Annotated in this window: 7 protein-coding genes; 5 read left to right on the top strand and 2 right to left on the bottom strand. The window is 73.2% G+C overall.

The features are described 5' to 3' along the window. Positions 1-237: 237 nt before the first annotated feature. Together IE278_RS37425 and IE278_RS37420 are read right to left on the bottom strand one after the other, a co-directional pair. On the bottom strand, positions 238-1,479 hold the full coding sequence (locus IE278_RS37425) for a serine/threonine-protein kinase (protein ID WP_189779465.1): 1,242 nt from the start codon (positions 1,477-1,479) through the stop codon (positions 238-240). Positions 1,480-1,633: 154 nt separating this feature from the next. Then, positions 1,634-3,334: a serine/threonine-protein kinase gene (locus IE278_RS37420; RefSeq protein ID WP_189779463.1), complete on the bottom strand. Its 1,701-nt coding sequence runs from the start codon at positions 3,332-3,334 to the stop codon at positions 1,634-1,636. Positions 3,335-3,759: 425 nt separating this feature from the next. Between IE278_RS37420 and IE278_RS37415 the strand changes: the two genes are divergently transcribed. From IE278_RS37415 to IE278_RS37395, 5 genes are all read left to right on the top strand, one after another. Beyond that, complete coding sequence (locus IE278_RS37415; protein ID WP_189779461.1) at positions 3,760-7,737, top strand: FHA domain-containing protein; 3,978 nt, start codon at positions 3,760-3,762, stop codon at positions 7,735-7,737. A gap of 498 nt (positions 7,738-8,235) precedes the next feature. After that, the gene (locus IE278_RS37410) at positions 8,236-9,624 is read left to right on the top strand and encodes an ABC transporter substrate-binding protein (RefSeq protein WP_189779459.1); all 1,389 of its coding nucleotides are present in this window, start codon (positions 8,236-8,238) and stop codon (positions 9,622-9,624) included. Between the two features lie 9 nt (positions 9,625-9,633). Further along, entirely contained in the window at positions 9,634-10,986 is a 1,353-nt protein-coding gene (locus IE278_RS37405) for a carbohydrate ABC transporter permease (RefSeq protein WP_189779457.1), read from the top strand. Between the two features lie 125 nt (positions 10,987-11,111). After that, entirely contained in the window at positions 11,112-11,915 is an 804-nt protein-coding gene (locus IE278_RS37400; protein ID WP_189779471.1) for a carbohydrate ABC transporter permease, read from the top strand. A gap of 150 nt (positions 11,916-12,065) precedes the next feature. Next, positions 12,066-14,330, top strand: coding sequence for a bifunctional glycosyltransferase/CDP-glycerol:glycerophosphate glycerophosphotransferase (locus tag IE278_RS37395; RefSeq protein WP_189779455.1), 2,265 nt, complete (start codon positions 12,066-12,068; stop codon positions 14,328-14,330). The last annotated feature ends 32 nt before the right edge of the window (positions 14,331-14,362 follow it).

Here is a 14,362-nt window from a genome sequence, read left to right as displayed (position 1 = left end):
AGCGGCCATCACCCTCGCCTCACTCCTGATGTGGGCGTGACATTTGACGACAGGCCCTAGGGGGCAGGGCTGCGGCCGAGTGCTTTGGCTGCGGGCCGGTGGAGGCTGAGCGCGCAGTTCCTCGCGGCCCTGTGCTTTTCAGCCCGTCCGGCGTTTGAGGACGAGCGCGTAGCGCGATCAGGGGGCGAGGGGGCGCAGCCCCCATGACAGGGACGGGAACAGGAACGCCCCCGCGGGTCACGGCGAGGCCGGCGCGGAGCTCTCCGTGTCGGACGGCGCCCCGTCGGCGTCGTCCCCCGACGTGGCCAGCCACGCGCCACCCCCTATCGCCGCGGCAAGCGCGACCCCCGCCACCCCCAACGTGATCCGCCGCCGCCGAGCGGAGGCGCGATGCCGCGCGGACCCCGGCCGAGGCGCCCCCACCGCCCGAGGAGCCCGCGCCGTACCGAGCGCACCCCCCGCCAGCTCGTCCGGCCCCGGCACCCGCATGGAGGTGTGCGTGTCCCGGTTCGAGTCCGGCTTGGCCCCAGGCACCAGCGGCACGGCCCCCCGCCGCACCCGCTCCCGCGGAGCCTCCGGCTCGACCGCGGGCGCCGCGTCCTCGTAGGACCCCTCGGTCTCCCCGTCGGGCTCGTCGACGTCCAGCGGCGGCATCCCCGCGAGCAGGGGCAGCTGCTCCCGCAGCCGCTCCCCCAGCTCGGACGCCCGCAGCCGGGACGCCGGCGCCTTCGCCAGGCACTGCACGAGCAGCTGCCACAGCTCCTCGGGGATCCCGGGCAGCGGGACGACGGTCTCGGTGACGTGCCGCCGCAGCACCGCCCCCGGATGCCCGCCGCCGAAGGGCGTGAACCCGGCGAGCAGCTCGTACAGCACGGTCGCCAGCGCGTAGATGTCGACGGCCGCCCGCGGCGGCAACCCCTCGATGATCTCGGGCGCCAGATAGTCCGGCGTACCGATGATCTTCGTCGCGCGGGTCCGCCGCGGTGAGTCGATGAGTTTGGCGACGCCGAAGTCCGTGAGGAGCGCGGGGTGCGAACCGCCGGGCCCGAGCGGCCCCTGCATGTCGAGCAGCACGTTCTCGGGCTTCACGTCCCGGTGCACGACCCCCGCCGCGTGCGCCGCGGCGAGCCCGTCGGCGACGTCGGCGACGATCGCGACGGCCGCCTCGGGCGCGAGGCGCCGCTCGCGGTCGAGCCGGGTCCGCAGGTCCGTGCCGCGGACGAGGTCCATGACCAGGGCGAGGTCGGTGCCGTCGACGACGAGGTCGCGCACGGAGACGACGTGCGGATGGTCGAGGCCCAGCAGGGCCGTCCTCTCCTGCACGAACCGCCCCACCAGCTCCTGGTCGGACGCCAGGTCCTCGCGCAGCAGCTTGATGGCGACGGGCCCCTCGGGCCCCTCACCCAGCCACACCGTGCCGGCGCTGCCCCGTCCCAGGATCTGGTGCGCGGTGTACCGGCTGCCGATCTTCCGTACCAAGACTGCTCCTACGGGCGCGTGTTGGCGACAAAACTACGCGCCCGGAGCACCAACCTTCACTTCCGCGACGGAAATCACCCCCCAGGTGTCGACAAATCCCCAGAACCGCAGCGCGATTCCGGGGATTCGAGGGGGGAGCAACCTCGTGGAACGCCTACTGTCCGGATCCTCCGCCGAGGTCCTCGACCCAGCCGGAGACGGTGCCGAACCAGTCCGACAGCTGCTCCCAGTACCCCTTCGACGTGCCGATCCAGCCCTGGAGCGGGCTGAACTCCCAGATCGCCCAGCCGGCCACGACCAGGATGACGATCGTGAACAGGCATCCCTTGAGGCAGCCGAGTCCGGGGATCTTCATCGGGTTGGCGCTGCGCTGCCGGGGCTCGCGCGGCGGACGCGGCGCGGGCTGCTGGGGCTGCTGCGGCGGTGCGTACCGCTGGGGCTGGGCCTGCTGCTGAGGGGCGTACCCCTGCGGCTGCTGGCCCTGCTGCGGATAGCCGTACCCCTGCTGGTTCTGCGGGGGCCGCTGCTGCGAGCGCTGCTGGCGCTGTCCGCGCGGCTGCGGCTGCTGGGACGGCGGCTGCTGCGGCTGCTGCTGGGGCGGCCGGGCGACCTGCCGCTGCGGGCGGCGCCGCAGCGGGTCCTCGTTCGGGTCGAGGTACGACTGGACCTGCGTCGCCTCGTTGCGGTCGCGGGCCGCGCGCAGCTGGTTCTGCCAGGGGTGCGGGTCCTCGGGGCCCGCCCCGGGCTGGTTCGGCGGCACCGGCGGCATGACGGCCGTCGGGTCGGCCGCGCCGCGGTGCGGCAGTACGGCGGTGGGGTCGGCCGCGCCCGCGCCGGCGTGCGGCAGGACGCTGGTCGCGCCGTTCGGGTCGTACGAGCCGGCGTTCTGCGGGAGCACCTGGGTGGGGTCGGCGGCTCCGAAGTCGCCCGGCACGGCGGCGGGCGCCGGGTCCGGGGCGAGGAGTACGCCCACGGCCTCGGCGGCGGCGATCTGCGCGGAGTTCGCGTGCACCCCGATGCCCTCGGCGACCGTACGCAGGCCGCGGGCGAGGTTCTCGGCGCTGGGCCGTTCGTCGGGGTTCTTGCGCAGGCAGCGCTCTATGACGGTCCACAGCGGGTCGGGGACCGTGGAGGGCCTGCGGGGCTCCGCGCTCAGGTGCTGGTGGAGGACTTCGAGAGCCGATCCGCCACCGAACGGCGGCCGGCCGGTGACCAGCTCGTACAGCAGGATCCCGGCGCCGTAGATGTCGACCGCGGAGGTCTGCGGGCGGCCCTCGGCGGACTCGGGCGCCACGTACGCGGGCGTGCCGACGAACTCATGGGTGCGGGTCAGTCCCGGGGAGTCGGCGAGGCGGGCGATGCCGAAGTCCGTCAGCATCGGGTGCATCTGGCCGCCCTGCTGCTGGAGCAGCACGTTCGCCGGCTTCAGGTCGCGGTGCACGACACCGTCGGCATGGCTGGCGGCGAGCGCGTCGGCGACCTGGGCGGTGAGGAGGGCCGCGGCGACCGGCGAGAACGGGCCGTTCTCGCGCAGATAGCGGTGCAGGTCGGGACCGTCGATCAGGTCCATGACCAGCGCCAGCAGATCGCCCTCGACCACGAGGTCCCGTACCCGCACGATGTTCGGGTGGGTCAGGCGGAGCAGGACGGAGCGCTCCCGGAGGAACCGCATCACGATGTCCGGATCGCCGGCGAGCTCCTCCTTGAGGACCTTGATCGCCACGGTCTCGCCGGGCTGACCGGCCACGGCCGCCTCGGCGCCCGCGGTCTCGCGCTGGCTGGCCCGCCAGACGGTGCCCGTGGCGCCGCGTCCGAGCGGCTCCTCCAGGAGGTACTTGCTGCCTACCGGCCGCACGTCATGCGCTCCCTGCTGCTTGCTTGGCTGGTCCGTCCACCGTGCTACGGGTGGTTCCGACCCACTGTAATGCCGCCGAACACGGCACCGGGTTGTCGTCGCACTGCGGTTTTCTCAGTCCGGCCCACCCATGCATTACGTGGGGCTTTCCCGTATGTGTTCGATGAAAAGACGCTCGCTTCGGGTGCTTTGGTTGCCGGATCTTGACGTGACCGATCCCAACCGGGCATTGGTCAGGCACTTTTGCGGGCAGAGCCGACCAATCAAGATCACTTGCTTGCGGAGTGCGGGCGTGTTGTCAGTATCAAGTGCGAGGATGCTTTCCGTACTGGCCGACGTGCCCGTGCGCGGTGGGGGAATCCGCGGTGGGGACCGCGGGAGCGCCCCGTCGCGGGCGCCCGCGACAGAAGGGACCGCTGACGGCGATGCAGATCCGGCTGACCGTCGTAGACCCGCTGGGGACGCGCCCCGACGGACGCCCCGCGTCCTGCGACGTGCTGGTCACGGCACCCGCCGGGACCGCGCTCGCGGCGGTGGCCTCCGGCCTCGCCTCGGCGGTCGGGGGCGAGGGCCCCGGGGTGCTGTACGCGGAGGCGGAGCGGCTCGACGCGCAGCGCTGCACGCTGGGTGAGCCTCCCCTGATGGACGGCGCCGTGCTGTCCCTGGGGTCCCCCGCGCAGCCCGGCCCCGACGTCGATCCCGCGGCGGCACAGCTGCGCGTGGTCGCCGGGCCCGACGCCGGGGGCGTCCATCTGCTGCACGGCGGCCGGATCGACATCGGCCGTTCCGCCGACGCCGACGTACCGCTGGACGACCCGGACGTCTCCCGTCTGCACTGCGCCGTGACGGTCGCGGTGGACGGCCATGTCTCGGTGGCGGACCTGGGCTCCACGAACGGCACGGTCCTGGACGGCAGGCGCGTGGGCGAGCGCCCGGTGCGGTTCGCGCCGGGAGCGCTGCTGCGGGTGGGTGAGTCGGCCCTGCTGCTGGCCGCGGCGGGCGAACCGGCCGACATCCTGGAGACCGCGCCGGACGGCGAGGGGCATGTACGGGTGGTACCGGCGACGTCCGGGGTCCCCGGACGGGGCCGAGCGTCGGGCACTGCCGGAGGGTCTGGGGGCTCGGGGGCTTCTGGGAGTTCCGGGGGTCCCGAATATTCGGCGAGTTCAGGACGTTCCGGGGCGGGACAAGGACAGAGGCAGGGGCAGGGGCAGGGGCACGTACAGGGCGAGGGGACGGGCGCCAGCGCGGGGTCGGGCGCGGGTCAGGTAGAGGACCAGGGCCGGGGTCAGCGACTGGAGCATGGGCGGAATCCGGCCGTTTCCGGTGGGGCGGCGGAGGCCGGATCCGGAGCCTCCTCCCGGTCCGCGTCCCGGTCCGCCCCGGCTGCCGGAAGCGCGCGGGTGCCTCGTGCGCGCGGCGAGGACTCTCCCGCCGGCTCCAGGGGCGGGGAGGGCTCCGGGGACGGCCGGAGCACCGGGGGTTCCCGTTCCGGTATCGCGCCGCCGACCGCCGAGACCCATCACGGTTACGGCACGGCCGGGTGGGGCGCCGCCGGGGGTGGAGCCCCGGGCAGCCAGGAGCATCTGCCGGCGGGACCGCATGTGGTGCCGGGCCAGGGCGGGGCGCCCCGGATCGAGCACAGGGACGCGGGGGACCGGGTCGAGTACGGCGAGTACCGGGACGCCGGGGAGCCGTACGAGGAGGACCAGGGCCTCGACGTCCAGGGACCGGGCGAGGGCAAGCGCAAGGGCACACCCCTCCGGGGGACACCCGTGCCGCGGGCCACGCGCAAGCGCGGTCTCTCCGCGTGGGCCCGCCGGCTGGCGGGGTCCCGGAGCGAGGACCAGTACGGCGACGGCGCGGAGTACGACCCGTACGACTCGTACGAGGCGCCCTTCGCCGAGCCCGTCGCCCTGGGCGTGCCCGGGCCCGACCGGTGGCCCGACCCGGCCGCGCTGCTGCTGGCGGCGCTCGGACCGGGGCCGCGGCTGTGGGAGCGCGAACCGGGCCACCGGGAAACCCTCACGGTCCGGCTGGGTACGGCGGACCGGAGCACACCCGACGGCTCCGGGCTGCTGTCCGCGGTCCCGGTGACCGCCGGACTGCGGGAGGTCGGGGCGCTGGGCCTGGCCGGACCGCGCGAACGTCTCTCGGGGCTCGCGCGCGCGGTGGTGGCCCAGCTCGCCGCGCTGCACTCCCCCGACTCGCTGGAGATCACCCTCCTCAGCACGGACCGCTCGCGTTCCCTGGAGGAGCGCGTCGCCGAGTGGTCGTGGCTGGGCTGGCTGCCCCATCTGCGTCCCACCCACGGCCAGGACTGCCGCCTCCTGCTCGCCTACGACCGCGAACAGGCGACGGCGCGCACGGAGGAACTGGTCCGGCGCCTGGAGGACCACCTCACGGAGACGGGGCGGGCCGCCGAGCGGGGTCACGGGCCCCGCCTCGGCTCGGGCTCGGGCTCGGCGGACGACAGCGGGGCCTTCGCGCCGCGCCCGAGGAACGCGGCGGACGGCGGGCCCGTATCCGCCCAGGACGCCTCCGGGGCGCACGGCCGCGGCGCCTCCGCGCCCGCCTCCGGGAGCCATCCCCTGTCCCGGGACCCGAACGTCACCCATCTGGGACTCCCCCGCAGCGGCACGCAGGCCGGTGAGGCGCGGGGCAGGGCAGGGCGGCCTTCCTGGGCCCGGTCGGACGACGCCGCTGAGACCGGGTGGTCCGGTCCCCACACCGTCGTCGTGGTGGACGGGGACCCCGGGTCGGCCGGTGTGCGGGAAGCCGTGTCGCGGCTCGCCGTCGAGGGACCCCAGGTCGGCATCCATGTCATCTGTCTCGCCGAGACACCGGCCGCGTCGCCCTCCTCGCCCGTGACGGACACGTACGAGGCGGCCTGCGCGGTGTCGCCGGCGTTCCGCGAGTGCGGGGCTGTCGCGCTGCTCAGCGGTGACGTGGCGACGGCTCTGCGGCTGCTGCGCGTGGCACCCGCGACACAGCCCCACGGCTCGTCGGCTTCTGCGGGTACTTCTTCGAGCTCTTCCTCGGGCGGACCCGTCGGGCATGGCACGGTCGCCGCGGTGGACGCCGTGTCCATGGCGTGGGCCGAGCGCTTCGCACGGGCCCTGGCGCCGCTGCGCGCGGAGGGCGGGGCCGGTGAGCGGCACACCCGTGTGTCCGCGCCCCTGCCGCAAGCCGCGCGGCTGCTGGACGAGTTGGGTCTGGCGCGGGCGACCCCGGCGTCCCTGATGGCGCGTTGGGCGGACGCGGCCGACGACCCGGAGGCCGTCGGCGGCCGGGCCACGGCCGTGCTCGGCGCCGGGCCGCGCGGCCCCGTCGGCGTGGATCTCGCGGGCGAGGGCCCGCACCTGCTGATCGAGGGCCCTCCGGGCAGCGGGCGCACCGAGCTGCTGCGTTCCGTCGCCGCGTCGCTCGCCGCCGCGGAGCGGCCCGACCGGCTCGGGATCGTGCTGGTCGACGGGCGGGACGGTACGGGTACCGGTGGGTCGGCGGCGCGCGGGGACGGGCTGCAGGTCTGTACGGACCTGCCCCATGTCACGACGCATCTGGGCGCCCACGATCCCGTACGTATGCGGGAGTTCGCGCAGTCCCTGTCCGCCGAGCTGAAGCGGCGGGCCGAACTGCTCGGGCGGCTCGACTTCACCGAGTGGCACGCGGGGCGGGAGGGGCCGCGCCGGGTCGTCGCCCAGCGGTCGGCGGGGTCGGGGGCGGGCTCGGGCTCGGCGGCGGGTTCCTCGTCCGGGTCGTCCGGGGTGTCCGGGTCGTCCGGTGCATCCGGTGCGGCCGGGGCCGGGGACATCGACACGATGTCCAGTTCGACGCTGCGGCTGCGTCCCGCCGCGGCTCGGCCCCGTCCGGACGCCGGGCCTCCGCTGCCCCGGCTCGTCGTGGTCGTCGACGACCTGGACGCGCTGCTGTCCCCCGCGCTGGGGTCCCCCGGGCGCCCGGCCGCCGGGTCCGTCGTACGGGCCCTGGAAGGGGTCGCCCGGGACGGTGAGCGGCTCGGGGTGCATCTGGTGGCGGCCACCGGTGGCGGGGTCCGTACGGAGGAGACGGAGCTGGCGCGGCGGGCCGGGCTCCGGGTGGTGCTCGAAGCGCCGGGAGTCGGGGCGGAGGAGCCGTCGCCGGGGCGGGGCAGGCTGAGTGCGCCTGGGCCTGGGGGGCGGTCCGTGCCGTTCCAGGGTGGGCGGGTCACGGGGCGCATTCCCCGTACGGCGACGTTGCGGCCGACGGTTGTGCCGTTGGAGTGGGCTCGGATGGGGGATCCGCCTGCGCGGCGGCCCGTGCGTGAGCTCGGCAACGGGCCGACGGACCTGGCCCTGCTGGCCAGCGCCCTGGACCGAGCGGCCCGCTCGGTCTCGGCCGCGGAGGTCCCCTCGCTCCTCTGACCACGACCTTCCTCGCCCCCGCCGCCCCTACCCATCCCGTAACCACCCGGGGGCTCCGCCCCCAGACCCCCCACCGGCCTCGTCCTCAAACGCCGGACAGGCTAAAACCCCCAGGGGCGCGGGGAACTGCGCAACCAGCACTCCACCGACCCACACCCGACAACGCAGCCCCACCCCCCAGGGGCGCGGGGAACTGCGCGACCAGCACTCCATCGGGCCGCGCCCGGCGACGTACCCCCGGGGGTCCGGGGCGGAGCCCCGTGGTGGGGGGTCGCCCCGGACAGAACTCCCCACGTCACGACGCGGTTACGATCACGCCCTTGACAGCGCAGGCGCCCTTGCCGACGCCGAGCGGACGGGCGTAGACCAAGAGCGCACGGGACAGCGCCAGCCCCTGCCGTCAACCCCCGCCCGTCGCCCGGCCCGCCCCTCACTCCGGGCGTACGACGGGGAGCTGACGACAGGACCTCGGACGTTCGACGGAGAACGGGGCACACCATGCGCAGCAGCACTCTTCGTATCAGCAGGTCGCACAGGAGGAGCGGAGCCGCGAGGGCCGCGGCCGCCGTCGTCGCGGGGGCGATGGCGCTCACGCTCACGGCATGCGGCGGTGACGACGACAAGAAGGACGACGGCGGCGAGAGCGGGAGCAAAGACGCCGCCAGCGTCCAACTCCCCAAGCTGGACGGCCAGAAGCTCGAGGTCGCGGCCGTGTGGACCGGGCCCGAGCAGGACAACTTCACCGCGGTCCTGGACGAGTTCGAGAAGCGGACGGGCGCGGAGGTCGCCTACGTGCCGACCGGCAACAACACCTCCACGTTCCTCGGCACGAAGATCGAGGGCGGCAAGCCGCCGAACGTGGCGTTCCTCCCGCAGGTCGGTGTGCTGCACCAGTTCGCCCAGAAGGGCTGGGTCAAGCCGATGGGCACCGAGGCGCAGGCGCAGCTCGACAAGAACTTCTCGAAGGGCTGGCAGGACCTGGGCGCGTACGAGGGCAAGCAGTACGGCGTCTACGCGAAGGCCGCCAACAAGTCGCTGGTCTGGTACAACACGGCGGCGTTCGAGGCGGCGGGTATCACCGCGGAGCCCAAGACCTGGGACGAGTTCGTGCAGACCGCGCAGACCCTGTCGGACGCGGGTTCGCCCGCGGTCTCCATCGGCGGGCAGGACGGCTGGACGCTCACGGACTGGTTCGAGAACGTCTATCTGTCGCAGGCGGGCCCGGAGAAGTACGACCAGCTGGCCAAGCACGAGATCAAGTGGACGGATCCGTCCGTGAAGGAGGCCCTGACCACGCTGGCGCAGCTGTGGGGCAAGAACGACCTGATCGCGGGCGGCAGCGCCGGCGCGCTGCGCACCGAGTTCCCGAAGTCGGTGACGAACACCTTCTCCGGTGACACCCCGGCGGGCATGGTCTTCGAGGGCGACTTCGTCGCGGCGAACATCAACGCCGACACGAAGGCCGAGATCGGCACGGACGCGAAGGTGTTCCCCTTCCCGGCGGTCGGCGACGAGTCGCCGGTGGTCAGCGCCGGTGACGTGGCGGTGGCGTTGAAGGACGACAAGGGCTCGCAGGCCCTGCTGACCTTCCTGGCGTCGACGGACGCGGCCGAGATCTGGGCGGCACAGGGCGGCTTCATCTCCCCCAACAAGGAGATGGACCAGGAGAAGTACAAGGACGACGTGGCCCGGGACATCTCCAAGGCGCTGCTCGCGGCGGGCGACGACTTCCGCTTCGACATGTCCGACCAGGCCCCGGCCGCCTTCGGCGGTACCGAGGGCACGGGTGAGTGGAAGGCGCTGCAGGACTTCCTGAAGACCCCTTCGGACGTGGAGGGCGCGCAGCAAGCGCTGGAGACGTCCGCCGCCAAGGCGTACAAGGGCTGACGGCCGCCGATGTCGTCGCAGGTGGCGACGGCGGGGGGCCCGGCGAACCCGGTGCCCCCCGTCGGCAAACGCAAGAGTGTGATCGGTACGCGGTGGTGGGTGGCGGGGCTTTTCCTGCTGCCGGCGATCGTGCTGCTCGGCGCGCTCGTGGTCTACCCCATCGGGTACTCGATCTGGCGCTCTCTGTTCGACGCCGACGGTTCCGGCTTCGTGGGTCTCGGGAACTACGGGGACCTGTTCAGCGACGACGCGACCTTCACCGCGGTGAAGAACACCGCGATCTGGGTCGCGGTCGCCCCGGCGCTGGTCACCGGGCTCGGTCTGATCTTCGCCGTGCTGACCGAACGGGTGCGCTGGTCCACGGCGTTCAAGCTGGTCATCTTCATGCCGATGGCGATCTCCATGCTCGCCGCGGGCATCATCTTCCGGCTCGTGTACGAGGCGGACCCCGACCAGGGCGTGGCGAACGCCGTGCTGGTGGGCGTGCACGACACGTTCGCCGAGTCGTCGGTGTATCCGAAGGCGCGCCCGTCCGGCGAGAGCGACCTCAAGGCGTCCGGTGGGGGTGCGTTCACCTCGACGGCCACGGTGGGCGCGGGTTCTCCGGCGCTGATCCCGCTGGTCGGTATCGCCCCGAACAAGGTGCCCGGCGACCCCGGGGACGCCAAGGCCGCCGAGGCCTCGGGCGACGGCGTGTCCGGCACGGTCTGGCTGGACTTCAAGCTGGGCGGCGGCGGTGAGAAGGGCGCCATCGACGCGGGCGAGAAGGCACTGCCCGGCATCAAGGTGGAGGCGGTCAAGGACGGCAAGGTGGTGGCCTCCGCGAAGGCCGGCGACGACGGTACGTTCACGCTGCCGGCGTCCGCCGAGGGCGCGCAGCTGCGGCTGCCGTCGTCGAACTTCGCCGAGCCCTACAACGGCGTCGACTGGCTGGGCCCGAGCCTGGTGACCCCGGCCATCATCGGCTCGTACGCCTGGATGTGGGCGGGTTTCGCGATGGTGCTCATCGCGGCGGGCCTCGCGGGCGTGGACCGCAACCTCCTGGAGGCGGCCCGGGTCGACGGGGCCAACGAGTGGCAGGTGTTCCGCCGGGTCACGGTGCCGCTGCTCGCGCCGGTCCTCGTCGTCGTCCTCATCACCCTGATGATCAACGTGATGAAGATCTTCGACCTGGTCTTCATCATCGCTCCGCAGCCCAGCAAGGACGAGGCGAACGTGCTGGCCCTGCAACTGGTCAACGCCTCCTTCGGCGGCGGCAACAACCAGGGGCTCGGCAGTGCGATCGGCATCGTCCTGCTGCTACTGGTGATGCCGGTGATGATCGTCAACATCCGCCGACTGCGGAAGGAGCGTCGACGGTGACCACATCCGCCGTACCTGTGAAGGGCCCCGGGGAGTCCGGGGAACCGCCCGTGGCCGCGAACTCCTCCGGTCCGCCGCAGCGCTCGCTCGGCTCCCGGATCGCGAGCGTCGCGGGAGGCGGCGCGATGCGGGTCTTCCTGATCCTGGTCGCGCTGCTCTGGGTGACGCCGACGATCGGGCTGCTCGCCTCGTCGTTCCGGGACCCGACGGACATCGCCGCCTCCGGCTGGTGGGACGTCTTCAGCAAGCCGTCCCAGCTGACCACCGAGAGCTATTCGACGCTGCTCGGCAAGGAGGAGATCACCGACTCCCTGCTCAACACCGTGTACATCACGGTGCCGGCCACCGTCCTGGTCGTCGTGATCGGCGCGATGGCCGGGTACGCCTTCGCCTGGATGGACTTCAAGGGCCGCGACTGGTGGTTCGTGGCCGTGGTGGCGCTGCTGGTGGTGCCCATCCAGATCGCCCTGATCCCGCTGGCCGACCTCTTCGGCGACCTGGGGATCTTCGGCAGCGTCATCGGCGTGGTCCTCTTCCACGTGGGCTTCGGCCTGCCGTTCGCGATCTTCCTGCTGCGCAACTTCTTCGCGGAGATCCCCCGTGAACTCCTGGAGGCGGCACGGCTCGACGGGGCGGGCGAGGTCCGGCTGTTCGCGACGGTCATCATGCCGCTGGGCGCGCCCGCGATCGCCTCGCTCGGCATCTTCCAGTTCCTGTGGGTGTGGAACGACATGCTGGTGGCGCTGATCTTCTCGGACTCCGGTTCCCGGCCGCTGACGGTCGCGCTGACCGAGCAGACCCGGCAGTTCTCCGGCAACATCGAGACGCTCGCGCCGGGCGCGTTCATCTCGATGGTGATCCCGCTGGCCGTGTTCTTCGCGTTCCAGCGGCAGTTCGTGTCCGGCGTGATGGCGGGCGCGGTGAAGTAGCCGTCACAGCAAGCGAGTTGAGGGGCGGGCCGGTGTCGGTCCGCCCCTTTCGCGTCGCCCGGGGGTCCCCCACATGCCGCATTCGGCGTAACCCCGTACCCCCTTTGGCCGTTGCGGGGCAATATGGCCGCGCCGACCCATGGATGTACCTTGCCCCGGTTCAGTGTCATTGTCCCCGCGTACCAGGTCCAGGCGTATCTGCACGAGTGCATGGCGTCGGTCCTGGAACAGTCGTTCAGCGACCTGGAGTTGATCGTCGTCGACGACTGCTCGCCGGATGCCTGCGGTGCGATCGCCGACGAGTTCGCGGCCCGTGATCCACGGGTCAGGGCCGTCCACCTGAAGGAGAACGTGGGCCTCGGCCGGGCCCGCAACGCGGGTATGCGGGCCGCGACCGGCGACTACCTGATCTTCCTGGACGGCGACGACAGCCTCACCCCGCACGCGCTGCGGGACATCGCCGACCGCATCAAGGAGACCGGCGACCCGGACGTCCTGGTCTACGACTACGCGCGCACCTTCTGGTCGGGCGAGACGGTCCGCAACGTCCGGGCCGGGCAGCTCCACGAGGAGGGTCCGGCGCCGTTCCGCCTGGACGACCGGCCGGGGCTGCTGGACGTCCTCATGGTCGTGTGGAACAAGGCGTACCGCCGGGAGTTCGTCGAGCGGGAGGAGTTCGCGTTCCCGCCCGGGTACTACGAGGACACGCCCTGGACGTACCCGGTCCTGATGGCCGCCGAGACCATCGCGACGCTCGACCGGGTCTGTGTGCACTACCGGCAGCGGCGGCAGGGGAACATCCTCGGCACGACCAGCGGCAAGCACTTCGACATCTTCGACCAGTACGACCGGGTCTTCGCCCATCTCGACGCGCACCCCGAGCTGGCGCGCTGGCGGCCGGTCCTGTTCCAGCGCATGGTCGACCATCTTTCGGCCGTGTTCCTCAAGCGCGACCGGCTGCCGCGGGGCTCCCGCGCCGCGTTCCTGCGCAAGGCCCGTGCCCACTACGCCCGTTACCGCGTCCTCGATGCCGGTGTCCCGTCCCGCAACCGGCTGCGGCACGCCCTCGTGCGCTTCGGCAGCCATCGCACCTACCGCGCCCTGTGGACGGCGACGCGGCTGAAGCGACGGGCCGCGCGGCTCGCCGGGGCGCTGGCCCGCCGGGTCCGGACGGCCGGGCTGCGGCTGCACTACGGCGTCCAGCGGCTGCTGCCCGTGCGGGCCGACCGCGCCGTGTTCGCGGGCCACGCAGGACGCGGTCACGGCTGCAACCCGGGTGCGCTGGAGGCCGCGTTCCGCACGCACGCCCCGGGGATGCGCACCGCGTGGGTCGCGGCTCCCGGCTTCCACCACACGGTCCCGACGGGCACGCGCAGGCTGACGCCGGGTTCCGCCGCGTACTGGACGGCCCTGGCCCGGTCCAAGTACGTCGTCGGCAACACCGGTTTCGACCGCCGCCTCGTCAAGCGGCGCGGCCAGATCCTGGTCCAGACGCAGGCGGGCACGCCCCTCAAGCACATGGGCCTGGACCTCCAGGACCGCCCGGCGGCGGCGCGGGACACCGACTTCGCCGAGGTGCTGCGCGACGCCGACCGCTGGGACTACTGCCTGTCCGGCAACCGGCACTCCACCCTCGTCTGGGAGCGCGTCTTCCCGGCCGCGTACACGATGCTGGAGTACGGCCAGCCCCGTAACGACGTCTTCCAGAAGGCCACTTCGGCGGAGGTGGCCCGGCTGCGCGAGTCGCTCGGCATCCCCGAGGGCACGGTGGCGGTCCTGTACGCGCCGACGCACCGCGACTACCGCCGCACCCAGCGCACCGCGCTCGACCTGGAGCGCGTGCTGCGCCGGCTCGGCCCGCGCTTCGTCCTGCTGACCCGCGCCCACCCCTCGTACGGGGCCCCGCTGGCCCGCAGCGGCGGCCGGCTGATCGACGTGAGTGACCATCCGAGCGTCGAGTCGCTCTGCCTCGCCTCGGACGCGCTGGTCACGGACTACTCGTCGCTGATGTTCGACTACGCGGGCCTCGACCGCCCGATCGTGCTCCTGTCGGACGACCACGAGGCGTACGAGGCCGCCCGCGGGACCTACTTCGACCTGCGGGCCTTCCCACCCGGGGCGATCGCCCGCACCGAGGACGAGCTGATCGACATCTTCGCCACCGGCCACTGGCGCGGTTCGCGCTCCGCGCAGCTGCGGGCCGCCTTCCGGGAGCGTTTCTGCCCGTACGACGACGGGCGGGCCGCCGAGCGCGTCGTACGCCGGGTGGTGCTGGGCGAGAGCGCCGGGCTGCCCGCGGTGGTGCCGCCGGACGAGCGCCGGCCGGTACCGTCGGCGGCGTCCCGGAACCCCGTCACCTCGCTCGCCCCGGTCCCGGCACCCGGCGCCCCAATCCCCTTCGCCGACACACCCTGATCCCGCGACCGGCTTCCGGGCGGCGTGGACAG

Source organism: Streptomyces tauricus, assembly GCF_014650955.1.
Taxonomy (GTDB): Bacteria; Actinomycetota; Actinomycetes; order Streptomycetales; family Streptomycetaceae; genus Streptomyces; species Streptomyces tauricus.
This window is presented reverse-complemented; position numbering and strand designations above follow the sequence as displayed.

Excerpts from the sequence above, each read along its gene's own strand:
- IE278_RS37400 (WP_189779471.1), top strand. The coding sequence starts at position 11,112 with ATGCGGGTCTTCCTGATCCTGGTCGCGCTGCTCTGGGTGACGCCGACG.
- IE278_RS37415 (WP_189779461.1), top strand. The coding sequence starts at position 3,760 with ATGCAGATCCGGCTGACCGTCGTAGACCCGCTGGGGACGCGCCCCGAC.
- IE278_RS37410 (WP_189779459.1), top strand. The coding sequence starts at position 8,236 with ATGCGCAGCAGCACTCTTCGTATCAGCAGGTCGCACAGGAGGAGCGGA.
- IE278_RS37405 (WP_189779457.1), top strand. The coding sequence starts at position 9,634 with ATGTCGTCGCAGGTGGCGACGGCGGGGGGCCCGGCGAACCCGGTGCCC.